We start from the raw sequence: 22224 nt of genomic DNA, 5'->3' as shown, positions 1-22224 counted from the left end.
GGCCTCAGCCGACGGGCTCGGGCTCGCGGGCCTTCTGCCGACGGCTCGCCGCCAGGCTCGTCGCGATCGTGACGCCGAGGATGCCGACGATCACGAACAGCGACATCAGCGTCGGCACGTCGGGCACCGACGGCCAGACCAGGTGCGCCCAGTGGAGGACCAGCTTGGCGCCGATGAAGCCGAGGATCGCGGCCAGGCCGTAGCTGAGGTGGACCAGCGCGCTGAGCGCGCCCTCGAGCACGAAGTAGAGCGCCCGGAGCCCGAGGAGGGCGAAGGCGTTGGTCACGAAGACGAGGTAGGGGTCGCCGGTGATGCCGTAGACCGCGGGCACCGAGTCGACGGCGAACACGATGTCCGTGGCGAACACGGCGGCCGTCACGAGGGCGAAGGGGGTCAGCATCCGCACCCCCTGGCGGACCACGGTCATCCGCGGGCCGTCGTACTGGTCGCTGACCGGCATGAAGCGCTTCATCAGCCGGACCACCCGCATCTCCGCGACGTCGACCTGGTGCTCCTGGCCGCGGAGCGCGTCGCGCAGGAGCTTCACGCCGGTGACGAGCAGGACGCCGCCGAAGACCAGGAAGACCCAGTCGAAGCGGGAGAGGGCGGCGGCGCCGAGCGCGATGAAGATGCCGCGCAGCACCAGCGCACCGACGATGCCGTAGAGCAGCACCCGCTGCTTGAGCACCTCGGGCACCGCGAAGGCGGCGAGCAGCAGCATGAAGACGAAGAGGTTGTCGACGCTCAACGTCTTCTCGACGAGGTAGCCGGTGTAGTACTCGAGCCCGCGGTCGCCGCCGTGGGCGCTCCAGACGTAGAGGCCGAAGGTGAGTGGCAGCGCGACGTAGAACGCCGACCAGGCGAGGGCCTCCTTCATCGACACCTCGTGGGGCCGGCGGGTGGCGACGAAGTCGACGACGAGCAGGGCGAGCACCACGCCGATGGTGACGAACCACAGGGTGGGGGACGCGATGGACGACATGGGTCTCCTCAGGAACGAGCTCCTGAGGTCTCCCCCGCCGGCGTCGTGCTGGTGCCGGTCCCCGCCGGGGCGCCTGCGGAGGCGCCGTAGTGACCGGCGGAGGTTGGTGGGGTACTCCCCTCGCGACGCAGTTTAGTTGACCGGGCAACCGCATCGCGAAACGGCGCTGCCCCCGTAGTCTCGCGAGCATGGAGACACGCGAGTACGACGTCGTCGTCATCGGTGGCGGTCCGGTCGGCGAGAACGCGGCGCAGTACGCCGTCGAGGGCACCGGCATGAGCGCCGCCATCATCGAGCGCGAGCTGCTCGGCGGGGAGTGCAGCTACTGGGCGTGCATGCCCAGCAAGGCGTTGCTCCGCCCGATCGCGGTGGCCGCCACGACGGCGGACCTGCCCGGCGTCTCGACCGCGCACGTGGCAGCCCGGGCTCTGCTCGAGCGACGCGACTCCTGGGTCTCGCGCTACGACGACGCCGGGCAGGTGTCCTGGGCCGAGGGCGCCGGACTGGCGGTCGTGCGCGGGCACGGGCGGCTGGCCGGCGAGCGCACCGTGCGGGTCGCCTCCGCCTCCGGGGAGGTCGAGGTCCGAGCCCGCCGGGCCGTGGTGATCGCGACCGGCAGCGAGCCGCACGTGCCCGAGCTGTACGCCGACGCCCTCCCGTGGGGGTCACGCGACGCGACGGGCGTGGTCGAGGTCCCCGACCGGCTGGTGATCGTCGGCGGCGGCGTGGTCGCGTGCGAGGCCGCGGTCTGGATGTCCGCGCTCGGCAGCTCCGTGACCCTCCTCGCCCGGAGCCGGCTGCTCGGCCGGTCGGAGCCGTTCGCCGGTGAGGCCGTGCTGGACGGCCTGCGCGAGCGCGGCGTGACGGTGCACGTCGGCTGCGAGGTCACCGACGTACGCCGCCCGGACGCGGCCGCCACCGGCACGGGCAGGATCCACGGTGGCGCCGTCACCGTGACGACGACCCGTGGCGACCTCGAGGCCGACGAGCTGCTGCTGGCCATCGGGCGCTCGCCGCGGCTCGACGACCTGGGCCTGGGTTCCGTCGGGCTCGAGCCCGCCGACGTCACCGGTGGTCGGCTGCCGGAGTGGCTGCACGTCGTCGGCGACGCCAGCGACGGCCCGCCCCTCACCCACTGGGGCAAGCACCAGGCCCGCGTGGTCGGCGCCCGGATCGCTGCGGCCGCCGCAGGCGAGGTGGCGTGGGAGCCGGACCGCGAGGCGCCGGTGCCGCAGGTCGTGTTCAGCGACCCCGAGGTCGCCAGCGTGGGGATGACGGAGGCCGAGGCGCGCGCAGCCGGCCGCGACGTCGTGGTCACCCGGGTGCCCACCGCGTCGGCCTCCGGGACGGCGCTGCTGCGCGACCACGTCGCCGGCCATTCCCAGCTGGTCGTCGACGCCGAGAGCCGCCTGCTCCTGGGCGCCACCTTCGTGGGCCCCGAGGTGGCCGAGCTGGTCCACGCCGCCACCGTCGCGATCGTCGGTGGCGTCCCGGTCCACGTCCTCCGCCACGCGGTCGCGTCCTACCCCACCGCCAGCGAGCTCTGGCTCCGCCTGCTCGAGGAGCTGCCGAGGGAGTTCCGCACACCGGTTTGATGGCCTCGCTCCGCTTCGCCGTGTCACCGACCACAGATCAAAGGATCGGGCAGGGCTCCTCCGGATTGACTTGAGATCAATTCAATCCCTGCTCGGGACCGTCGGCTCATGGCCGGTGGTGCCGTCCGCGGCGCGGCGGCGCCTGCAGGAGGAGGGCTCGAGCCGGGGGAGCAGCGCTTGGGGTCCCCGCGGGGTTGTGACGGAGGAGCGCAGCGGGGGAGTCACAAGCTCGTGGGGTGAAGCGTTGCGGAGGAGGGTCGGGCAACGACGACGAAGGCGCTGCCTTGAAGCGCCGCGGACACGCGCCGAAGCGAAGCGGAGGCGCAAATCAAGCACAGGACTTATGAGCAGGACCGCGCCAGCCCGGGACAGATCGTGGTTTCGACGCTCGCTCCGCTCGCACCTCAACCACCGAGAGCGGTCAACCCCGCTCCCGGAGGTACCTCCCGAAGTGGGGGACGGTGAAGGCGATCCGGCCGCGCTCGCCGGAGTAGACGAGGCCCTTCTTGAGGAGGGAGTCGCGGGCGGGTGAGAGGGACTGGGGCTTCTTGCCGAGGGCGGCGGCGACGTCGGCGCTGAGGACCGCGTCGGAGTCGGGGTCGTCCTGCGCGGCGGCCACGTCGGCCATCGCCATCAGGTAGTCGCGCTCGCCGGGGGTGGCGCGCTCGTAGCGGGAGCCGAAGAAGCCGACGGCGAGCTCGGACTCCGCCTCGGGGGCCGCGACGGCGACGTCGGCTGCGGTGATCGGCGAGCGGGGGGCAAGGTCCCACACGGCCTTGCCGTAGGCCTGGATGAAGTACGGGTAGCCGCCGGTCGCGTCGTACATCGCGGCGAGGGCGTCGGGCTCGAAGGCGGCGTCCTCGTCGGCGGCGGGGGCCTCGAGGGCACGGTCGGCGGCGTCGCGGGCGAGCCGGTCGATGCGCTGGTAGCTGAAGAGCCGCTCGCTGTAGGACTTGCTGGCGCTCAGCACGGCGGGCAGGTGCGGCAACCCGGCACCGACCACGATGACCGGGAGACCGGACTGGCTGAGCTCGTGGCACGCCGCGCACAGCGCGGAGACGTCGTCGGGGCCGAGGTCCTGCATCTCGTCGATGAAGACGCCGATCCCCTTCCCCACGTCGGCCGCGAGGCCGCCGAGGTCGGTGAACAGCTCGACGAGGTCGATCTCGATGTCGCCGGAGTCGGCCCGCCCGCGTACGGCAGGTACGTCGATGCCGGGGCTCCACTGGTCCTTCAGCCTGGCCCCCGAGCCCGCGTCGCGCTGGGCGAAGGACCGGACCACGCCGAGCACGTGGTCGACGGACTCCTCGTCGCGGTGCCCGAGCTCGCGGACCGCCTGGTGCAGCGCGCTGCTCAGTGGCCGGCGCAGGCCCTGGCCGGGGCGCGCCTCGAGCTTGCCGGTCCCCCACCCCTTGCGCACCGCGGCACCACGCAGCGCGTTGAGCAGGACGGTCTTGCCGACGCCGCGGAGCCCGGTGAGGACCAGGCTGCGCTCGGGCCGGCCCTTGGACACGCGCTCGAGGACGACCTCGAACGCGGCGAGCTGCTCGTCGCGGCCGGCGAGCTCGGGCGGGCGCTGGCCCGCGCCGGGGGCGTACGGGTTCCGGATCGGGTCCACGATCGGACGCTATCGGTGAATCTAGGCCCTGCCCTAGACCGCCGGATACTCGGCGAGTCGGCCCGTCCAGACCGCTGCCGGGGACTGGACGCGGCCGGTGACGCGGGCAGGGGCGCGGGTCTACATTCCGAGGACGGCCCCACGCTCGGGAGGTACCAGACATGCCCGGTCTCAGTCAGCAGCTCCTGCGCCGGAAGCCGATCGCCCCGCCGCGCGGCGACCACGAGGGGCCGGAGCTGGCCCGGAGCCTCGGCACGTTCTCGCTGATGATGTTCGGCGTCGGCGCCACCGTGGGCACCGGCATCTTCTTCGTGCTGCAGGAGGCGGTGCCCGACGCCGGCCCGGCGGTCGTGGTGTCGTTCGTGGTCGCCGGCATCGCGGCCGGCCTGTCGGCGCTCTGCTACGCCGAGCTGGCCAGCTCGATCCCGGTCAGCGGGTCGACGTACTCCTTCACCTACCACTCCATGGGCGAGCTGATGGCGATGGTGATCGCCGCGTGCGTGCTCCTGGAGTACGGCGTCGCGGCGTCGGCCGTCGCGGTCGGGTGGAGCGGCTACTTCAACGAGCTGCTCGACAGCACGATCGGCGTCGCGCTGCCCGATGCGCTGTCGTACTCCCCCGTGCCCTACGAGGACAACGTGACCGGGCTGGTCAACCTGCCGGCCGTCGTGCTCGTCCTCCTCTGCACGGTCCTGCTGGTCCGCGGCGCGAGCGAGTCGGCGCGGGTCAACTCGATCATGGTGCTGGTCAAGCTCGGCGTGCTGATGCTCTTCGTCGTCGTCGCGCTGACCGCCTTCGAGGCCGACCGGTTCGACGGGTTCTTCGCGTCGGGGTCGGCAGGGATCAGCGCGGCCGCCGGCACGATCTTCTTCTCCTTCATCGGCCTCGACGCGGTGTCGACCGCCGGCGAGGAGGTGCGCGACCCGCAACGTGCCCTGCCCCGCGCGATCATGGGTGCGCTGGCGATCGTCGTCGCGGTCTACCTGCTGGTCGCCTTCGCGGGCGTCGGCTCGCAGCCCCTGGCCGAGTTCTCCAGCGACGAGCAGCAGAGCGCCGGCCTCTCAGTCATCCTCGAGAACATCACCGGATCGTCGGTCCCCGGCACGATCGTCGCCGCCGGCGCGGTGATCTCGATCTTCTCCGTGACGCTGGTGACCCTCTACGGCCAGACCCGGATCCTCTTCGCGATGGGTCGTGACCGGATGCTGCCGGACCGCTTCGCCGCGGTGAGCTCGCGCACCCTCACCCCGACGTTCAACACCGTCGTCGTGGGGATCGTGGTCGCGCTGATCGCCGGCTTCGTGCCCGCCGACTACCTCTGGGACACAGTCTCGATCGGCACCCTGGTCGCCTTCAGCGTGGTCGCGATCAGCATCCTCATCCTGCGACGCACCCAGCCCGACCTCGAGCGGCCCTTCCGGGTGCCCGGCTACCCGGTCACCCCGGTCCTCACCATCGCCGCGTGCGCCTACGTCCTTTCCGGCCTGGCCGCGGTGACGTGGCTGATCTTCGGCACCTGGCTGGCGGTCGTGCTCGTCTTCTACGCCGTGTGGGGCCGGCACCACTCCCGCCTGCAGACCGGCGAGCACGAAGGAGCATCGCTGTGACGCTGATGGTGGGCTTCGTCCCCGGCAAGGACGACCGGGCGGTCCTCGAGCTGGCCGTGATGCTCGCCCGCTCCGACGGCGACGACCTGCGCATCGTCACCGCCGCCCCGTCGCGGTGGCCGACGCCGTTGGCCGGCGGCACCGACCGCGAGTACGCCGACTGGGCGCAGGCCTACGGCGACGCGGCCGTCGCCGAGGCGACCGCCCTCGTGGCCGACATCGATCCGCAGGTCCCGGCGCGGGTGACCTGGGTCCAGGGCCGTTCCGCCTCGTCGGTGCTCCTGGCGCAGGCCGAGAAGCACGGCGTGCGGGCCGTGGTGGTGGGCTCGGGCCAGGCCGGCGCCTACGGCCACGTCTTCATCAGCTCCACGGTCGACGTGCTCCTCCACTCGGCGGAGGTGCCGGTGGCGATCGCGCCCCGCGGGTACGACGCCCCGCCGGGGGCGACGGTCACCCGCGCGACGTGCGCCTTCCGCGGCGACGAGCGCTCGCTCCGGACGCTGCACGCGGCGTCGGAGGTCTGTGCCCGCACCGGAGCGGCCCTGCGGATCGCGACCTTCGCGGTGCGCGGCCGGACGATGTTCCCGCACGAGACCGGCCCGCACGACGAGGACATGGTCACCGAGGCCTGGGCCGAGCAGGCCGGCGTGCTCCAGGCCGAGGCGCTGGCCTCGCTGCCCGATCCCCGGCCCGACGACGTGCAGGCCGTGGTCGCCACCGGCCGCACGTGGCAGGCGGCGATGGACCGGCTGCACTGGCAGCGTGGCGACCTGCTCGTGGTCGGCTCCTCGCGCACCGGCCTGGCCACGCGGCTCTTCCTCGGCTCCAACGCCACCAAGATCCTGCGGACCTCCCCGGTCCCGGTGCTGGCGGTGCCCTGAGTCCTAGCCCGCCTGCGGCGAGGAGCGCTCGACACGCTCGCGGGCGGCGTCGTAGGCGTCGTCGAGGCCCCGGCGCAGCAGCGCGATCAGGTCGGGCACCTCGTCGGCGGCGAGCCGGAAGGTGCCCGCGCACACGTTGTCCCGCCACAGCGAGAGCACCACGAGCAGCGACTCCTGGTGCCAGGTCACGCGCAGCGAACGGTCCTCACCGCGGGGGTCGAGGAAGACCGCCCCGGTGCGAGGAGTGCGTTGCTGGGCCATGTCCCATTGTGACCCGGCCCACAAGGCTGTGCCTAGACTCGGTTTCGTGCCCGAGCTGCCGGAGGTCGAAGCCCTCGCCCAGGACCTGCGCAAGCGCCTGGTCGGACGGGCCATCACCCGCATCGACCTCGCCGCCTTCAGTGCGCTGAAGACCTTCGAACCGCCGCTCCAGGCGCTGCACGGCACGCTGGTCGACGACGTGACCCGCCACGGCAAGTTCCTCGACATCGACGCCAGCGGCGTGCACGTCGTCATCCACCTCGCGCGCGCCGGCTGGATCCGCTGGCGCGACGAGGTGCCCGCTCTCCCGGCGCGGCCCAACAGCAAGAACCCGCTGGCGGTCCGGATCGTCATCGACGACGAGGTCGGGCTCGACGTCACGGAGGCCGGCACGAAGAAGAGCCTGGCGATGTACGTCGTGCGCGACCCCGCCGACGTACCCGGGGTGGCGCGGCTCGGGCCGGACCCGCTCGCCGACGACTTCACGCCCGAGGTGCTCCGCTCGATCCTCGAGGCCGAGGGGCGCAAGCAGATCAAGGGCGTGCTGCGGATGCAGTCCATCGTCGCCGGCATCGGCAACGCCTACTCCGACGAGATCCTGCACGCCGCCCGGATGTCACCGTTCAAGCCGGCCAACAGCCTGGACGACGCCGAGCTGCAGACGTTGTACGCCGCCATCCGCGACACCCTCACCGGGGCCGTCGAGCGGGCGAGCGGGGTCGCGATGAGCGAGCTGAAGGGCGAGAAGAAGACCAACCTCGCGGTGCACGGCAAGACGGGCCAGAAGTGCCCGGTGTGCGGCGACGTGGTGCGCGAGGTGTCCTTCGCCGACTCGAGCCTGCAGTACTGCGCGACGTGCCAGACGGGCGGGAAGCCGCTGGCCGACCGGCGGATGTCCAAGCTGCTGAAGTGAGAGGTGCCGGTCGGACCCACCCCCGTGACAGTCCGACCAGCACCTTCGTCAAGTTTACCTTGACGAAGGTGCTCCGTGTCACGCAGTCGCGCCCTTGGACGCCGACTTCTTCGCGAATCGCTCCCAGGCGGCCTGCCGGGTCACCCCGAGCACCCGGCCGATCTCGGCCCACGTGATCCCACGGTCGTGGAGCATCTCGACCCACTCCTGCGCGAACGAGATGTTCTGCTCGGCCGACGCGAGGATCTGCGGCAGGGCGGCCAGCACCTCGGCGTCGGACATCCGGTCCCACGGCATGACGCCGCGCGCGGCGGCCATCCGCTCCTCGTCGTGGAGGATGCCGTGGAAGGTGTCGACGCACGACCGGCAGATCTGGGCGCCGAGGCCCCCGACCAGCGGCACGTCGGTGCCCGGGCCGCCCGGGGTCGCGCAGAACGAACAGATCCTGCCCTCACGAGCGATGCTCATGCTGCCGCCCTCCCTCCCGGTCCGTGGAAACCATGCTAGCCGCCGCACCCACCCCTGCGGGTGAGTCGAGTGAGACGGGTCACTCCATCTCGGGCACGTCGAGGTCGCCGAACATCGAGCCGCACGTGTCGTTGACGTAGGTGGTGAAGGCCTCGACCTTCTTCTGCGCCTCCTCGGACATGTCGTTCTCGAGGGCGTTGAGGTCGGGCGACTTCAGGTCGGCCTCGGAGATGCCCTTGGCGGCCTTCACGGTCTCCTCGAAGCCCTCGCGTGCCTCGTCGGAGATGTTCTCGGGGGTGCCGACCTCCTCCATCTTCTCGGCCCACGAGTGCATCGCGTCGGCCATCTCCTTCTCGCTCGGCAGCGCCGCGTCGGGATCGGTGAAGTCGAGGTCGAGGTCGGTGAAGAGGCTGGACTGGGTGGTGCAGAAGTCGTCCTTGCTCGCGTCGGCGGGGGCTCCGCCGCCGCTGCCGCCGCACGCCGCGGTCGCCGCCCCGACCAGCAGCGCCGCGCTGGTCACGGTCAGGCGGGTACGGATCGTCATGGGTGTCCCCCTTCGCACGGACGCGGCGGTCGCGTCGTCGGGTGCCTACCCTGTCGTGGCGCGGCTCAGTCGTCCACTCGGAAGGCCGCCGGCAGCGGGAGGCGCAGGGCCCGCCCGACGGCTTCGAGGTACTCCCCGCGCGGACGGCGTACGACACCGAGGCTGGCCAGGTGGGGCGTCTGCCACTGCACGTCGAGCACCCGCTGGTCGGCGTGCTCGTCGCGGAGCAGGTCGACCAGCCCGAGCAGCGCGACCTTCGAGGCGTCGCGGTCGCGGTGGAACATCGACTCCCCGGCGAACAGGCCGCCGATGCTGACGCCGTAGAGCCCGCCAGCGAGCCGCCCGTCGCGCCACGCCTCGACCGAGTGCGCCCAGCCGAGGTGGTGGAGGCGGGTGTAGCCGCGGACGAACTCCGGGGTGATCCAGCCGTCAGGACGCTCCGGGCTGCCGCACTGCGCCATCACCTCGTCGAAGGCGGTGTCCACGCGGATCTCGAAGGCGCGGGCCGAGCGGCGCAGCGACCGCGACACCCTGATCCCGTCGAGCGGCAGCACGCCCCGCTCCACCGGGGAGAACCAGCCGAGCTCCTCGCGGTCCAGCGTCACCGGCATCGGGAAGAGGCCGAGGCTGTAGGCCGTGATCAGCGTGCCCGCCTCGAGGTCCGCACCGAGCGCGACGAGGTCGTCGTCGGGGTCCCACGTGGAGTGGTGCGGGAACGCCCACGGCGTGGGGTCGGGCGCGATGGGCACGGGCCTCACGCTAGCGAGTCGCCCCCACCCCGGCCGTACGATCGCGCCATGGGCTTGAAGGAGACGGTCGGGCGCCAGCTCGCACCCCGCATCCAGGAGATGGCACCCGGCCTGACCACCGGGTTCGTCCGTGAGGCGCTCAACCGCGCCATCGACGGCATCGGTCCCCTCACGCCGGCCGCCGAGGCCGCGGACAAGCAGCTCGCCGAGCAGCGCGGCAACGTCGACCGGGCGATCCACGAGGTCATCGAGAACAACGTGCGGATCGCCGGCGCCCAGGGATTCGTCACCAACATCGGCGGTCTCGTCACGATGGCCGTGACCATCCCCGCCAACGTCACCGGCCTGGCCCTGGTCCAGTGCCGGATGGTGGCCGGCATCGCGCACCTGCGCGGTCACGACCTCGAGGACCCGCGGGTGCGCAACGCGATCCTCGCCCTGCTGCTCGGCGAGGAGCAGGTGAGCGAGCTGGTCAAGAAGCGCAAGCTCCCGGCGACGCCGATGGCGCTCGCCACCGCCCCGGCCCACGACCCGACGCTCGACGGCACGATCTCCGCGGTCGTCGCGACCGACATCATCACCCGCGTCGCGGGCAAGCGGCTGGCGACCACCGTCGGCCGGAAGATCCCCGTCGTCGGCGGCGTGGTCGGCGCCGGTGCCGACGGCTTCGCCACCTGGAAGGTCGGCCGCTACGCCGACCGCGAGCTGCTGCCGCGGCCGCGCTGATGCGCCGGTCGCTGCTGGCCCTGCTGCCGCTGACCGCGTCCCTCGCGGTGACGTCCGCCCCGGTCGCGGCCACCGGCGAGGCGTGCGACGGTCGCCCGGCGACGATCGTCGCCGTCGAGGGACGGCCCACCCGCGGGACGGAGGGCGACGACGTCATCGTCGGCACCGACGGGCCGGAGGTGGTGGACGCCCTGGGCGGCAACGACGTCGTCTGCGGGCTCGGTGGGGGCGACGAGATCCATGGCGGGGCGGGTGACGACCGGCTCTTCGGCGGCCTCAGCGGCCGTGACGAGAACGGGGTCTACCAGGCAGACACGGTCGTCCCCGGTGCGGGCGACGACACCATCGACCTGGGGCTCGACCCGGAGGCGCTCACGGACGGACCGGAGGACAACGGGCCGGGCTTCGACTCGATCAGCTGGGCGGAAAGCCCCGCGGGCGTCACCGTCGATCTCGTGGCCGGCACCGCGGTCGGCGAGGGCACGGACACGATCGTCCTCCAGCCTGCGACCAAGGTCGTCGGATCGGTCCACGCCGACACCATCTCGGGGTCCGATCGCGACGAGCTGTTCGACACCGGTCCTGGGGACGACGTCGTCACCACCGTGGGCGGCGACGACGGTGTCATCACCGGCAGCGGGGCCGACCGCGTCGACACGGGGAGCGGGGACGACTCCGTGGCGATCGGCCGGGGTGCGGACGAGGTCGACACCGGACCGGGTGCCGATCGCATCGAGGTGCAGCGCCACGCCGCCGGATCGACGGCCCGCACCGGTGCCGGCCGGGACTCGATCCTCATGGACGGGCCGGCCGACATCGACACCGGGAGCGGGCACGACGAGTGGCTCGTGGTCCTGCGCCCCGGCGGCGACCGGTTCGCCGTCGCCGGTGGCACCGGCCGCGACGACCTCGACGTCGTCACGCGTGGCTTCGCCGACGCCCGCGTGACCTGGGACAACGCCCGCGGGCGGGTGCGGACCGGCACCGGGCTCCTGGGGCGGACGTCCGGGTTCGAGCGGCTCACCCTCGCCGAGGGCGTGCGGTGGACGTTCGTCGGAGCCGACGTCGGTGAGCACGTCCGGGCCTCCTACTGGGCCTCCCCCGTCGTGCTGCGGGGACGCGGCGGTGCCGACGTCCTCACCGGCACCCCGGGCGACGACGTGCTCGACGGCGGGGCCGGACGCGACGTGCTCCGCGGTGCCTCCGGCCGCGACGTCTGCCGCGCCGGCGAGGTGCTGCGCGGGTGCGAGTCGCGCGGCTGACGGACTACTTGCTGCCCTTCATCCGGCGGTAGGCGTCGAGCGTGCCTCGGCCGGCAGGGCTCTCCTCGAGCGTGCGCACGATCCTGCGCTTGACCCGGTACGTCGGTGTGGCGCGCGCCCGGTCGCGCTCGGCGTGCGCCTCGCGGACCTCCTCGTGGAGCCGCTCCTCCACCGCCCGCAGCCGCGCGCCCTCGACGAGCAACGCGCTGATCGCGTCGAGCGCCGACGGCAGCAGCAGGTCGGGGGTGACGGTGTCGGGGTCGACGAACGTGCCGAGGTCCGGGCCGAGGAGGTCGTCGAGCGAGCCGGAGACGTCGTACCCGCGCTCGGCGATGGCGTCCACCCAGCTGCGGGAGAGGTCCTGCGCCCACGCGTGGTCCTCGGGCGAGAGGCCCAGCCGCGCCGAGGCGACCCCGCGCGACAGCGTCTGGTGGGCGAGCAGCTCGCGCACCAGGGGCCGGTAGTCGGGCGGGGAGATGATCGAGGTGACCCGCTGGTTGATGGTGCGCAGCAGCGAGGTCTCGGGCACCCCGAGGGACGGGTTCTCCCGCTCGGCGGTGAGGTCGAGCTCGATGCCGTCGAGGCCGAACGTGTGCGAGAACCGACGCCACAGCTCGCCGCGGTCGGAGCCCGACGGCGGGACGGTGACGAGGTGGACCCGCTCCGGCGGCAGCGAGCCGGCCCAGCGGGCGAGGATGTCGGGGAGCTCCTGGACCGCCCAGAACCACGAGCCGATCTTCGACTCGCGTGCCGGGTCTCGGATGGTCTCGAGGAACCTCGCGTAGGTGATGTGGCTGCGGTGCTTGACGTTCTCCTGCCACTCCGCGGGGATCTGGCGGACCAGGTCGCGGACCGAGAGGACCAGGTGCACCTCGGCGTCGCCGAGCGAGGTCAGCGCGCGCTCGACCTGGGTGGGCGTCGCGCGGGCGAAGATCTCGTGGCTGACGATCGCGGTGCCGTGCCACTCCCGCACCTGCTCGGCCAGCCGGTCCCAGGCACCGACGGCCTCGGTCTCCAGGCCGCCCCAGGGCAGCGTCATCAGGTCGAGCGCGGCGAGGAAGTGCGCGTCGAAGCGGTCGGCGGGGTAGAGGATGTCGTGCTCGCGCAGGGTCGCCTGGTTGCGGAACAGGACGTCCTGCAGGTAGGACGTGCCGGTCTTGGGGCAGCCCACGTGCAGCAGCACTCGCCTGCTCACCGCTCCACGCTCCTCTCCACCTTCGGGTCCGCCGTGCGCCAGCCCGGGTCGACGACCATGCGGATCGCCAGGTCCAGCACCTGCTGGTCCGCGGCGCCCGGGCCGCTCGCGGCCGGCGGCTCGGTGCGCGGCGCGAGGGCGGCGAGGTCGCCGACGACAGCGTAGCCAGCGCGCCGGACGTCCCGCGTCATGCGGGCGGCGGAGGCCGCGACCCACTCCCGCTCTCGCTCAGGCACGACGGCGGGCGCGGTGCCGGTGTCGGGGATCCGGCGCTGCAGGGTGCGCATCAGGGCGGGTCGCTCGTGGGCCGGGACACGCAGGCCGACGACCGCGGCGATGCGGCGGGCCAGCTCGGCCTGGTCGGCGCCGGGCACCCGCACCTCGGGCAGGCGGCGTACGCCGACCTGGCGGGGCAGGCGGTCGAGGTCGGTGACGATCCGGACGAGGGGGCGGCGCGCGTTCCACCGGCGGGCCGAGGCGGGCAGGTCGGCGCGGGCGGGGAGCTGGTCGCGCTCACGCCAGAACCGCAGCCACTCCGCCCACGGCGTGCTGCCGGTCTCGAAGCAGCGCTGGGTCCAGGTGTGGGAGAGCAGCTCGTCGAGCGGCCTGCCGACGGCGACCAGGAAGGGGCGTGGGCCGCCCTCGGGACGACCGCGCGAGGCGAGGTCCTCGCGCCACCGCGCGGCGAGGAGCGGGTCGCCGACGAGGCGGTAGCGCAGCCGCCACGGCCGCGCCCAGGAGGTGCGGACCGGGTCGGGGCCGAGGGCGACGAGGTCGTCGGCGAGCAGCACGCTCGCGACCCGGAGCAGCTCGTGCGCGGACACCGTGGCCGGGTCGACCGGTTGCGGGCCGAAGGCCGGCGCGTCCACGCCGACGAGGGGCAGGTCGGCCTTCCCGCGGCCGGCAGCGGGCGCGGCCAGCACCCGGTCGGCGAGTCGAGTGCCCTCGCGGTCGTGGTCGGCACGGGGCTGCGCACTCGACGCGCGGACGAGGTTGATCCGGCGCAGCAGCTCGAGCTGCTGGGCGCCGGGCACGGCACCGGTCGCCGGTCCGGTGGGCGCGTCGTCGTGCCACGCCAGCCACGGCGTCGTACCGCCCTGGCGCAGGTGGTCGACCCAGCTCCGTGCGCGCTCGCTCAACGGTCGCGCAGCCGACGGGCGGTGACGCGCAACCGGTCGCCCAGCGTCTCGGCCGCGGCGCGGTTGGCGGCCTCCTGCGTCATCTCGGCCAGCGCGTCGAGGGCGGCGCCGAGCTCGAGCTTGGCCCGGACCCGGTCGGGGTCGCGCCACACGACGCCCTCCGCGGGACGGCGGGGACGCAGGTCCTCCACGTCGCCGACCACGTCGACGCCGCTGCCCTTGATCCACTCGATCCAGCGCTCGGCCTGCTGCTCGGCGAAGTCGTAGCGGTCGGGCGGCAGCCGGACCGGGATCGCCTCCCGGGAGACCAACACCTCCTGCGCGAGCTGCTCGCGGATCAGGCTGTCGTACACCGGGTCGCGGCGCACGCCGAGCTCGAGGCGCCGGTTGAGCTTGCGCAGCAGCGAGGTCTCGGCGATGCCGAGGGACCGGTTGTCCCGCTCGGAGTCCAGCGGTGCCCACGCCGGGTCGATGCCGAAGGCCCGGCAGAACCGCAGCCACAGCTCGTCGCCGTTGGGGCCGCGGTCGTGCGGGACGGTGACGACGTGGACGCGCTCGGGCGGGAGCTTCGCGCCCCAGCGGGCGAGCACCGTCGGCAGGTCCATCGCGTTGAAGAACCAGGTCTGGCCGCGCTCGACCTTGGTGAGGAAGCGCTTGAAGGGCCACTTGCGGCCCTGCTTGATCGACTCCTGCCACGCGGCCGGCAGCTGGCGGCCGAGGTCGCGCGCGGAGTAGATGACGTGGACCTCGTTGCCGGCGAGGTCGTTCAGCGCCTTGGCGACCTTGTCTGGCTTGGCGCCGGCGAGGATCTCGTGGCTGATCACCACGTTGCCCTCGGCCTTCTGGACCTTGCGGACCATCGCGTCCCAGGACCCGCGGGCGTGGCCGGGGGCGCCGCCCCAGTCCTGCTCGAGCAGGTCGAGCGCCGCCCGGAAGTGGAAGACGTCGGAGTGGCCGGAGCGCGGCGCCGGAATGGTGACGCCGTGCCGCGCGAGCGAGGCGAGGTTGAGGTCCAGGCGGTCCTGGAGGTAGGTCGTCCCGGTCTTCGGGGCCCCGATGTGGAGGTGGACGACGCGGGTCATGGCGCAGATTGTGCCAGTCCGCCCAGCGCTCGTACGACGGCGCTCGGGCTCGGGCGGCCGAGCTGCCCGGCCATCCAGACGCTGGTGCCGACGACGGCGTCGAGGTCGACCCCGTGGTCGATCCCCAGCCCGGTCAGCATCCACACCAGGTCCTCGGTGGCGAGGTTGCCGGTCGCCGACTTCGCGTAGGGGCAGCCGCCCAGCCCGCCGGCGCTGGCGTCGAAGGTGGTGATCCCCTCCTGGAGCGCGGCGAAGGTGTTGGCGAGGGCCTGGCCGTAGGTGTCGTGGAAGTGCATCGCCAGCCGGTCGGTGCCCACGCCCGCCTCGGCGAAGGCCGCGACGAGAGCCTTGACATGCCCGGCGGTCGCGACGCCGATGGTGTCGCCGAGGCTGAGCTGGGAGGCGCCGAGGTCGAGCAGCCGGGTGCCGGCGGTGACGACCTGCTCGACCGGCACCGCTCCCTCCCACGGGTCGCCGAAGCACATCGAGACGTAGGCGCGGACGTCCATCCCGGCCTCACGGGCGCGGGCCACGGTCGGCTCGAACATGGCGAACTGCTCGTCGAAGGTGCGGTTGAGGTTCTTGCTCGCGAAGGTCTCGGTGGCGCTGCCGAAGATCGCGATGTGCTCGAGGCCCAGCTCGAGGGCCCGGTCGAGGCCACGCTCGTTGGGCACCAGCACCGGCAGGTGCCGACCCGCCTCGCCGAGGTCGGCCATCAGCTCGGCGGCATCCGCGAGCTGCGGCACCCACCTCGGGTGCACGAAGCTGGTGGCCTCGACGATCGAGAGCCCGGCGGCCACGAGGCGGTGTACGAACTCGGCCTTGACGTCGACCGGGACGATCGCCTGCTCGTTCTGCAGGCCGTCGCGGGGACCGACCTCGTAGATCGTGACGGCCGACGGCAGGCCGTCGGCCCGGACCTGCATCGGGAGCCCGCTCACGCGTCAGCCTCCACCACGAAGAGCACGGCACCGAGCTTGACGAGGTCGCCGGCCGCGGCGCCGACCGAGGTCACCGTGCCGGCGAAGGGCGCCTTGAGCGCGAGCTCCATCTTCATCGCCTCCATCACCCCCAGCGTCTCACCCTCGGCCACGGCCCGGCCCTCGGCGACGTTGACCGCCAGGACGGTGCCGGGCATGGGTGCGGTCAGGGTGCCGTCGCCGGCCTCCGGCCCGTGGTCGGCGAAGGGGTCGTGCCGGTCGAAGACGTAGCGCTGGCCGCGGTGGACGACCTCGACCGCGTTCGACCTGACGCTCACGAAGGCGGCGGCGACTGAGGCCCCGGGTGGCACGTCCACGAGGTCGGTGCCCACGACGACCCGCACCGGGGCAGGCTCGCCCGCCGAGCGCCAGCCGTCGGCCTGCCACGGTCCGGCGGCGCGAGGAGCGACCAGCGCGGTGGCCGCCACCAGCCGGGCCTCCGCGTCGTCGGGAGCCGGCACGTCGTGGCGGTCGAGCCAGGCCGTGTCGATCGTGGCGTCTCGGAACTCGTCCGAGGCCGCGAGGACCCGCAGGAAGCCGGTGTTGGTGGTCAGGCCCGCGACCTCGGTGCGACCGAGGGCCTCGACGAGCCGTCGGCGGGCCTCCTCGCGATCGACCCCGACGGCGATCACCTTGGCGAGCATGGGGTCGAAGGAGGTCGTCACCTCCTGCCCCGGCTCGAGCGCGTGGTCCACGCGGATCCCGTCGCCGCGCGGCCACCCGACGTGGGTCGCCACCCCGGCCTGGGGCAGGAAGCCGTTGAAGGAGTCCTCGGCGTAGACGCGGGCCTCGATGGCGTGGCCCTCGAGGGTGACGTCGGCCTGCTCGATGCCCAGCGGCTCGCCAGTCGCGACGCGGAGCTGCAGCTCGACGAGATCGACCCGCTCCCCGCGGACCCGGGTGACCTCCTCGGTCACCGGGTGCTCGACCTGGAGGCGGGTGTTCATCTCGAGGAAGTAGAACTCCCCGGTCGCGTTGTCGAGCAGGAACTCCACGGTCCCGGCGTTGGCGTACGACACCTGCTGGGCGAGCGCGACCGCGGCCGAGGTGATCGCCTCGCGCTGCGCGTCGGAGATCGTCGGCGCGGGTGCCTCCTCCAGCACCTTCTGGTGGCGCCGCTGGGTGGAGCAGTCGCGCTCGAAGAAGTGCAGGACGTGGCCGTGGGTGTCGCCGAGGACCTGCACCTCGATGTGGCGGCCGGACTCGACGTACTTCTCGATTAGCAGGGTGTCGTCGCCGAACGAGCTCGCCGCCTCGCGCGCCGCAGCCGCCCGGGCCTCCGGCAGCTCGGCCGCGGTCCGGACGACGCGCATGCCCTTGCCGCCACCGCCGGCAGCGGCCTTGACCAGCACCGGGTAGGCGAACGACTCCGGGTCGTCGTCGAGGGCGTACGACGGCACCACCGGCACGCCCGCGGCGACGGCGATCTCGCGGGCGGCGTCCTTGCGGCCCATCGCGTCCATCACCTCGGCGGTCGGCCCGACCAGCGTGATGCCCGCCTCCGCGAGGGCGCGGGCGAAGGGCGCGCGCTCCGAGAGGAAGCCGTAGCCGGGGTGGACGTAGCCCGCCCCGGCCTCCTGCGCGGCCGCCACGACCGCCTCGACGTCGAGGTAGGACGGCACCGCGACCGCCCGGTCGGCCTCCCGCACGTGGGGCGCGCCGGCGTCCTGGTCGGTGTGCAGGGCGACGGTCCGCCAGCCGAGCCGCTTCGCCGTGCGCATGACGCGGAGGGCGATCTCGCCGCGGTTGGCGATCAAGAGGGTGTTCATGTCGTCACATCCTGAAGACGCCGTAGGAGGGCTCGGGCACCGGGACCGCGGAGGTCACCGAGAGCGCCATGCCGAGGATGCGGCGGGTGTCGGCGGGGTCGATGACGCCGTCGTCCCACAGCCGCGCGGTCGAGTAGTAGGGCGAGCCCTGGGTCTCGTACTGCTCGCGGATCGGTGCCTTGAAGGCCTCCTCGTCCTCGGCCGACCACTCCTGGCCGGCCTTCTCCAGGCCGTCGCGGCGCACTGTGGCGAGGACGCCCGCGGCCTGCTCGCCGCCCATCACCGAGATCCGGGCGTTCGGCCACATCCAGAGGAAGCGCGGGTCGTAGGCGCGGCCGTTCATGCCGTAGTTGCCGGCCCCGAAGGAGCCACCGATGACGACGGTGAACTTCGGCACGACGCTGCACGCGACCGCGGTGACGAGCTTGGCGCCGTCGCGGGCGATGCCCTTGTTCTCGTACTCGCGGCCGACCATGAAGCCGGTGATGTTCTGCAGGAACACCAGCGGGATCCTGCGCTGGTTGCACAGCTCGACGAAGTGCGCGCCCTTGAGCGCGGACTCGCTGAAGAGGATGCCGTTGTTGGCCACGATGCCGACCTCGTGGCCGTGGATCCGCGCGAAGCCGCACACCAGCGTGTCGCCGTAGAGCTTCTTGAACTCGTGGAAGCGGCTGCCGTCGACGACGCGGCGGATCACCTCGCGCACGTCGTACGGCGTGCGGGTGTCGGTGGGCACGACGTCGTAGATCGACTCCGGCGGCTCGTGCGGCTCCTCCACGGCTGCGTGGTCGACCCGGGACGGCTCCGGCGCCGGGAGGGTGTCGATGACGCTGCGCAGGATCGCGAGCGCGTGGGCGTCGTCCTCGGCGAGGTGGTCGACCACGCCGGACGTCCGGGCGTGCACGTCGCCGCCGCCGAGGTCCTCGGCGCTCACGACCTCACCGGTCGCGGCCTTCACCAGCGGCGGGCCGCCGAGGAAGATCGTGCCCTGGTTGCGCACGATCACGGTCTCGTCCGACATGGCGGGCACGTAGGCCCCTCCGGCGGTGCAGGACCCCATCACCGCGGCGAGCTGGGGGACGCGCTGGGCGGAGAGGTTGGCCTGGTTGAAGAAGATCCGGCCGAAGTGCTCGCGGTCGGGGAACACCTCGTCCTGCATCGGCAGGAAGGCGCCGCCGGAGTCGACGAGCGCGATGCAGGGCAGGCGGTTCTCGGCGGCGACGGTCTGGGCCCGGAGGTGCTTCTTGACCGTCATCGGGTAGTAGGTGCCGCCCTTCACCGTCGCGTCGTTGGCGATGACCATGACGGGGCGACCGTGCACGAGGCCGATGCCGGTGACGATGCTCGCGCTGGGGACGGCGTAGTCGTCGGCCTCTCCCCCCTGACCGCTGCCGTACATGCCGTACGCCGCCAGCGGCGCGAGCTCGAGGAACGGGCTGCCCGGGTCGAGCAGCCGGTCCACGCGGTCGCGGACCAGCAGCTTGCCGCGGTCGGTGTGCTTGCGACGCGCGCTCTCCGACCCGCCCTGACGCACCCGGGCCAGCCGGGCGCGGAGGTCGTCGACGAGCTCGCGCATGGTGGGTGGGGTCTGGGGCTCGGACACCGCCTCAGGTTAGCGATCGTTAACCCACGGAGTCCAGTGGCGGGAACTCGCCCCGGACGGTCGTGCCCCGTCCCGGCGCGGTCTCCAGGCGGAGGCTGCCGCCGGCCGCCGCGACCCGGGCCTCCATGCCGAGGAGCCCGCCGGCCTCGACGAGGGCCCGGTCGAAGCCGCTGCCGTTGTCCGAGACCGTGAAGGAGAGGTGGGGCAGGCCGCGCACGGTGACCAGCACCTCGCTCGCGCCGGCGTGCTTGGCGGCGTTGGTGAGCGCCTCGAGGATGCAGAAGTACGCCGCCGCCTCGACCTGCCGGCTTGGCCGCTCGAAGTCGGCGACGTCGAGGGTCACCGGCACGGTGGAGCGCCGGGCGGTCGACTGGAGGGCGGCGACCAGGCCCCGCTCGGTGAGCAGCGGCGGGTAGATGCCACGGGCCAGCTCCCGCAGCTCGACGAGGACCTCGCGGTTGTCGGCGGCCAGCTGCCCGAGCAGCGCGGTGGCGCCGTCCTGCCGGCCCGCCTCGAGCTCCTTGCGGGCGCGCTCGATCGTGACGCTCATCGCGAGCAGCCGCTGCTGGGCGCCGTCGTGGAGGTCGCGCTCCAGGCTGCGCCGGGCGGCGTCGGCCACCTCGACGATGCGGGTGCGCGACTCGGTGAGCTGGGTCGACTGCTCCTGGACTCGGGCGTAGGCCCCGCGCACGAGGAAGACCACGACGAGCACGCCGGCCGGCAGCGAGGAGGCGATGACGAGCGCGTTGACCCACCAGAGGTCGTCCAGCGCCTCCATCCGGCGCCACTCGCCCAGCGCCACGATCGCCGCGCTGCCCACCACGGCCACCACCATCAGCGCGTGGACCCAGCGGGCTGAGAGGTAGGGGTAGGCCACCAGCAGAGGCACCATCGTCAGCAGCGCGGTGAGCGGCGAGAGGACCGGCGTGGCCCAGGTGCCGCCGACGGCGAAGAGCAGCGCCGACAGGGTCAGGCCGAGGATCGCCGCGTTGGCGCCGAAGCGCCGGGACAGGGGCGGCGTCGCCAGCATCAGCACGAGCGACACGACCATCACGGCCAGGTCGATCTCGACAGCCGTGTGCTTGAAACCCAGCAGGTACGCCGCTCCCAGCAGCACCGTCGCCGCGGTCAGCGCGATCAGGTTGATCCGCAGCAGCCACGCCAGGGCGGGGTCGAGGCGGTCCCAGCCGGCGAGGATCCCCCTCATCTGCGGGGCGCGACCCCGCCGCCCACGCCGGCCTCGCTGAGGAAGACCAGAGTGGCGGCGACCCGGCGGTGCACGGGCGCGTCGGAGGGCAGGTCGAGCTTGGTGAGGATCGAGTTGATGTGCTTCTCCACCGCGCGGTCGGTGATCACGAGCTCGGCGGCGATCGCGGCGTTGGTCATCCCGCGCGCGACCATCGCCAGGACCTCGAGCTCGCGCGGCGTGAGGCGGTCGAGCAGGGAGTCGTGGCGCCGGGTGCCGGTCGCCATCAGCGCGTCGACCACGATCTGGTCGATCACCGAGCCGCCCGCCGCGACGGTGCGGAGCGCGGCGACCAGCTCGTCGATGTCGGCGACCCGCTCCTTGAGCAGGTAGCCCCGGCCGTCGGAGCCGTCACGGACCAGGTCGAGGGCGTACTCGACGTCGGAGTACTGCGTCAGCGCGACCACCCCGATGTCCGGGTGCGTGCGCCGCAGCTCGCCCGCGGCCCGGATGCCCTCGTCGGTGAAGTCGGGAGGCATCCGGATGTCGGTGAGCAGCACGTCGGGCCGGTGCTCCTCGACCGCGCCGATCAGCTCCGGCAGGTTCGTCGCCGTGGCGACCACCTCGATGTCGTCGTACGCCTCGAGGAGCGCGAGCACACCGGCCCGGAGCAGGTCGCCGTCCTCGGCGAGGACGACTCGGATCTGCGGCATGCGGGGCACTGTAGCCACGCGTCCGCGGCCATGTCGGTAGAGCAGGCACCACACCCCGGAATCCGTGGCGCCAGAGGAATTCTTGACACTCGTCCAGATCGAATGTGGTGCTGGCACCACTGAAATCGTCGGATCGGGCGGCCAGACTCTCCGTGTTGGTGCACACGTCTTGGGAGTCAGTGGGCCGTGCGGGGGTGCGGCCCACTGAATGCACCGACTCTCGGGAGAGCTCAGGATGGGCCGGGGAGGGCCGTGTGATTCCGCTTGCAGTGTGGGAGGCGCCGGAGCGCGAGATGCCGCTCCCGGCCCCGCGTGGGTCGTGGCAGTGGTTAACCACCACTAACCTCGACCTCGTGACTCCTCGTCGTCAGCAGATCCTCGACATCGCCGCCGAGCTCTTCGCGGCGCGGGGGTTCCACGGTGTCTCGGTGGCCGAGCTCGGCTCGGCGTGCGGCATCTCCGGCCCCGCGCTCTACAAGCACTTCCAGTCCAAGGACGCGATGCTCGCCGAGATGCTGGTCTCCATCAGCGAGACCCTGCTGGCCGAGGGACGCAGCCGCGTGGAGACCGCCAGCGGTCCGCGCGCCGCCCTGGAGGCCCTCGTCGAGTGGCACATCGAGTTCGCCCTCGAGCACCGCGCGCTGATCGTCGTCCAGGACCGCGACTGGAGCAGCCTGCCCGACGAGGCCCGCGAGCGCGTGCGCGCGCTGCAGCGGTCCTACGTCGACGTGTGGGCCACGCAGGTCCGCCTCCTCGACCCGAGCCTGAGCCCGGAGACGTCCCACACCCGCGCCCACGTGCTGTTCGGGCTGCTCAACTCCACGCCCCACAGCGGCCGGCTGCCCGACCCGCAGATGCACGACGTGCTCCGCGAGATGGCCCACGGCGCCCTGGGTCTCGCCTGATCCGCCGGCCCGCTCGCGCCACCGCCTCCCCCGATAGGGTGAGCGC

At 72.9% G+C, this 22224-nt stretch carries 21 protein-coding genes; 7 read left to right on the top strand and 14 right to left on the bottom strand.

The window, feature by feature from the left end; translation table 11 throughout:
* Window positions 1–4: 4 nt before the first annotated feature.
* Entirely contained in the window at window positions 5–982 is a 978-nt protein-coding gene (locus ACE3QY_RS01085) for a TerC family protein (protein ID WP_374454155.1), read from the bottom strand.
* A gap of 188 nt (window positions 983–1170) precedes the next feature.
* On the opposite strand from ACE3QY_RS01085, the gene ACE3QY_RS01080 reads away from it, so the two are divergent.
* On the top strand, window positions 1171–2577 hold the full coding sequence (locus ACE3QY_RS01080; RefSeq protein WP_374454154.1) for an NAD(P)/FAD-dependent oxidoreductase: 1407 nt from the start codon (window positions 1171–1173) through the stop codon (window positions 2575–2577).
* A gap of 421 nt (window positions 2578–2998) precedes the next feature.
* Here ACE3QY_RS01080 and ACE3QY_RS01075 read toward each other — a convergent pair whose 3' ends face one another.
* Window positions 2999–4195, bottom strand: coding sequence for an ATP-binding protein (locus ACE3QY_RS01075; protein WP_374454153.1), 1197 nt, complete (start codon window positions 4193–4195; stop codon window positions 2999–3001).
* A gap of 161 nt (window positions 4196–4356) precedes the next feature.
* Between ACE3QY_RS01075 and ACE3QY_RS01070 the strand changes: the two genes are divergently transcribed.
* Together ACE3QY_RS01070 and ACE3QY_RS01065 are read left to right on the top strand one after the other, a co-directional pair.
* Window positions 4357–5802 carry an APC family permease gene (locus tag ACE3QY_RS01070; protein WP_374454152.1) on the top strand — a complete coding sequence of 482 codons (1446 nt, stop codon included), beginning with the start codon at window positions 4357–4359 and terminating at the stop codon, window positions 5800–5802.
* 5 nt (window positions 5803–5807) lie between these two features.
* On the top strand, window positions 5808–6683 hold the full coding sequence (locus ACE3QY_RS01065) for a universal stress protein (protein ID WP_374454907.1): 876 nt from the start codon (window positions 5808–5810) through the stop codon (window positions 6681–6683).
* Between the two features lie 3 nt (window positions 6684–6686).
* Here the strand turns inward: ACE3QY_RS01065 and ACE3QY_RS01060 are convergent, their stop codons facing one another.
* On the bottom strand, window positions 6687–6944 hold the full coding sequence (locus tag ACE3QY_RS01060; protein ID WP_374454151.1) for a hypothetical protein: 258 nt from the start codon (window positions 6942–6944) through the stop codon (window positions 6687–6689).
* A 46-nt stretch (window positions 6945–6990) separates the two neighbouring features.
* Between ACE3QY_RS01060 and ACE3QY_RS01055 the strand changes: the two genes are divergently transcribed.
* Window positions 6991–7857: an Fpg/Nei family DNA glycosylase gene (locus ACE3QY_RS01055; RefSeq protein WP_374454150.1), complete on the top strand. Its 867-nt coding sequence runs from the start codon at window positions 6991–6993 to the stop codon at window positions 7855–7857.
* A gap of 78 nt (window positions 7858–7935) precedes the next feature.
* Here the strand turns inward: ACE3QY_RS01055 and ACE3QY_RS01050 are convergent, their stop codons facing one another.
* The 3 genes from ACE3QY_RS01050 to aat all read right to left on the bottom strand — a co-directional run bounded on the left by ACE3QY_RS01050 (window position 7936) and on the right by aat (window position 9618).
* Window positions 7936–8325, bottom strand: coding sequence for a ClpX C4-type zinc finger protein (locus ACE3QY_RS01050; protein WP_374454149.1), 390 nt, complete (start codon window positions 8323–8325; stop codon window positions 7936–7938).
* 79 nt (window positions 8326–8404) lie between these two features.
* Window positions 8405–8869 carry a hypothetical protein gene (locus ACE3QY_RS01045; RefSeq protein WP_374454148.1) on the bottom strand — a complete coding sequence of 155 codons (465 nt, stop codon included), beginning with the start codon at window positions 8867–8869 and terminating at the stop codon, window positions 8405–8407.
* Between the two features lie 65 nt (window positions 8870–8934).
* Window positions 8935–9618, bottom strand: a complete 684-nt coding sequence (gene aat / locus ACE3QY_RS01040) for a leucyl/phenylalanyl-tRNA--protein transferase (RefSeq protein WP_374454147.1) — start codon at window positions 9616–9618, stop codon at window positions 8935–8937.
* 48 nt (window positions 9619–9666) lie between these two features.
* On the opposite strand from aat, the gene ACE3QY_RS01035 reads away from it, so the two are divergent.
* On the top strand, window positions 9667–10344 hold the full coding sequence (locus tag ACE3QY_RS01035) for an EcsC family protein (protein ID WP_374454146.1): 678 nt from the start codon (window positions 9667–9669) through the stop codon (window positions 10342–10344).
* On the top strand, window positions 10344–11606 hold the full coding sequence (locus ACE3QY_RS01030; protein WP_374454145.1) for a calcium-binding protein: 1263 nt from the start codon (window positions 10344–10346) through the stop codon (window positions 11604–11606). Before ACE3QY_RS01035 ends, ACE3QY_RS01030 begins: the two co-directional genes overlap by 1 nt.
* 4 nt (window positions 11607–11610) lie before the next feature.
* On the opposite strand, the gene ACE3QY_RS01025 is transcribed toward ACE3QY_RS01030, so the two are convergent.
* From ACE3QY_RS01025 to ACE3QY_RS00990, 8 genes are read right to left on the bottom strand one after another with little or no spacing between them, the layout of a single operon-like run.
* Window positions 11611–12801, bottom strand: coding sequence for a hypothetical protein (locus tag ACE3QY_RS01025; RefSeq protein WP_374454144.1), 1191 nt, complete (start codon window positions 12799–12801; stop codon window positions 11611–11613).
* Window positions 12798–13940 (bottom strand): hypothetical protein, encoded by a 1143-nt coding sequence (locus ACE3QY_RS01020; protein ID WP_374454143.1) that lies wholly within the window; start codon window positions 13938–13940, stop codon window positions 12798–12800. Before ACE3QY_RS01020 ends, ACE3QY_RS01025 begins: the two co-directional genes overlap by 4 nt.
* A complete protein-coding gene (locus ACE3QY_RS01015) occupies window positions 13937–15022 on the bottom strand; it encodes a hypothetical protein (RefSeq protein WP_374454142.1) in 1086 nt (361 codons plus the stop codon). The genes ACE3QY_RS01020 and ACE3QY_RS01015 overlap by 4 nt, the downstream gene beginning before the upstream one ends.
* Window positions 15019–15948, bottom strand: coding sequence for a hydroxymethylglutaryl-CoA lyase (locus tag ACE3QY_RS01010; RefSeq protein WP_374454906.1), 930 nt, complete (start codon window positions 15946–15948; stop codon window positions 15019–15021). The genes ACE3QY_RS01015 and ACE3QY_RS01010 overlap by 4 nt, the downstream gene beginning before the upstream one ends.
* An 11-nt stretch (window positions 15949–15959) precedes the next feature.
* Complete coding sequence (locus ACE3QY_RS01005; RefSeq protein WP_374454141.1) at window positions 15960–17771, bottom strand: biotin carboxylase N-terminal domain-containing protein; 1812 nt, start codon at window positions 17769–17771, stop codon at window positions 15960–15962.
* Between the two features lie 4 nt (window positions 17772–17775).
* Complete coding sequence (locus ACE3QY_RS01000; protein ID WP_374454905.1) at window positions 17776–19347, bottom strand: carboxyl transferase domain-containing protein; 1572 nt, start codon at window positions 19345–19347, stop codon at window positions 17776–17778.
* A 46-nt stretch (window positions 19348–19393) separates the two neighbouring features.
* A complete protein-coding gene (locus ACE3QY_RS00995; protein WP_374454140.1) occupies window positions 19394–20581 on the bottom strand; it encodes a sensor histidine kinase in 1188 nt (395 codons plus the stop codon).
* Window positions 20578–21264, bottom strand: a complete 687-nt coding sequence (locus tag ACE3QY_RS00990) for a response regulator (RefSeq protein WP_374454904.1) — start codon at window positions 21262–21264, stop codon at window positions 20578–20580. Before ACE3QY_RS00990 ends, ACE3QY_RS00995 begins: the two co-directional genes overlap by 4 nt.
* Window positions 21265–21626: 362 nt before the next feature.
* Between ACE3QY_RS00990 and ACE3QY_RS00985 the strand changes: the two genes are divergently transcribed.
* The gene (locus ACE3QY_RS00985; protein ID WP_374454139.1) at window positions 21627–22178 is read left to right on the top strand and encodes a TetR/AcrR family transcriptional regulator; all 552 of its coding nucleotides are present in this window, start codon (window positions 21627–21629) and stop codon (window positions 22176–22178) included.
* Window positions 22179–22224: the final 46 nt, after the last annotated feature.

Source organism: Nocardioides sp., assembly GCF_041913365.1.
Classification (GTDB): Bacteria; Actinomycetota; Actinomycetes; order Propionibacteriales; family Nocardioidaceae; genus Nocardioides.
Note: the sequence above shows the minus strand (reverse complement) of the source record. Positions and strands in the feature narration are given on the sequence as shown.

What these genes read in the sequence shown, in the direction of transcription:
- ACE3QY_RS00995 (WP_374454140.1), bottom strand. Translation starts at nt 20,581, where the DNA reads ATGAGGGGGATCCTCGCCGGCTGGGACCGCCTCGACCCCGCCCTGGCG.
- ACE3QY_RS01005 (WP_374454141.1), bottom strand. Translation starts at nt 17,771, where the DNA reads ATGAACACCCTCTTGATCGCCAACCGCGGCGAGATCGCCCTCCGCGTC.
- ACE3QY_RS01080 (WP_374454154.1), top strand. Translation starts at nt 1,171, where the DNA reads ATGGAGACACGCGAGTACGACGTCGTCGTCATCGGTGGCGGTCCGGTC.
- ACE3QY_RS01000 (WP_374454905.1), bottom strand. Translation starts at nt 19,347, where the DNA reads ATGCGCGAGCTCGTCGACGACCTCCGCGCCCGGCTGGCCCGGGTGCGT.
- ACE3QY_RS01085 (WP_374454155.1), bottom strand. Translation starts at nt 982, where the DNA reads ATGTCGTCCATCGCGTCCCCCACCCTGTGGTTCGTCACCATCGGCGTG.
- ACE3QY_RS01065 (WP_374454907.1), top strand. Translation starts at nt 5,808, where the DNA reads ATGGTGGGCTTCGTCCCCGGCAAGGACGACCGGGCGGTCCTCGAGCTG.
- ACE3QY_RS01010 (WP_374454906.1), bottom strand. Translation starts at nt 15,948, where the DNA reads ATGCAGGTCCGGGCCGACGGCCTGCCGTCGGCCGTCACGATCTACGAG.
- ACE3QY_RS01060 (WP_374454151.1), bottom strand. Translation starts at nt 6,944, where the DNA reads ATGGCCCAGCAACGCACTCCTCGCACCGGGGCGGTCTTCCTCGACCCC.
- ACE3QY_RS01050 (WP_374454149.1), bottom strand. Translation starts at nt 8,325, where the DNA reads ATGAGCATCGCTCGTGAGGGCAGGATCTGTTCGTTCTGCGCGACCCCG.
- ACE3QY_RS01030 (WP_374454145.1), top strand. Translation starts at nt 10,344, where the DNA reads ATGCGCCGGTCGCTGCTGGCCCTGCTGCCGCTGACCGCGTCCCTCGCG.
- ACE3QY_RS01045 (WP_374454148.1), bottom strand. Translation starts at nt 8,869, where the DNA reads ATGACGATCCGTACCCGCCTGACCGTGACCAGCGCGGCGCTGCTGGTC.
- ACE3QY_RS01015 (WP_374454142.1), bottom strand. Translation starts at nt 15,022, where the DNA reads ATGACCCGCGTCGTCCACCTCCACATCGGGGCCCCGAAGACCGGGACG.
- ACE3QY_RS01035 (WP_374454146.1), top strand. Translation starts at nt 9,667, where the DNA reads ATGGGCTTGAAGGAGACGGTCGGGCGCCAGCTCGCACCCCGCATCCAG.
- ACE3QY_RS01070 (WP_374454152.1), top strand. Translation starts at nt 4,357, where the DNA reads ATGCCCGGTCTCAGTCAGCAGCTCCTGCGCCGGAAGCCGATCGCCCCG.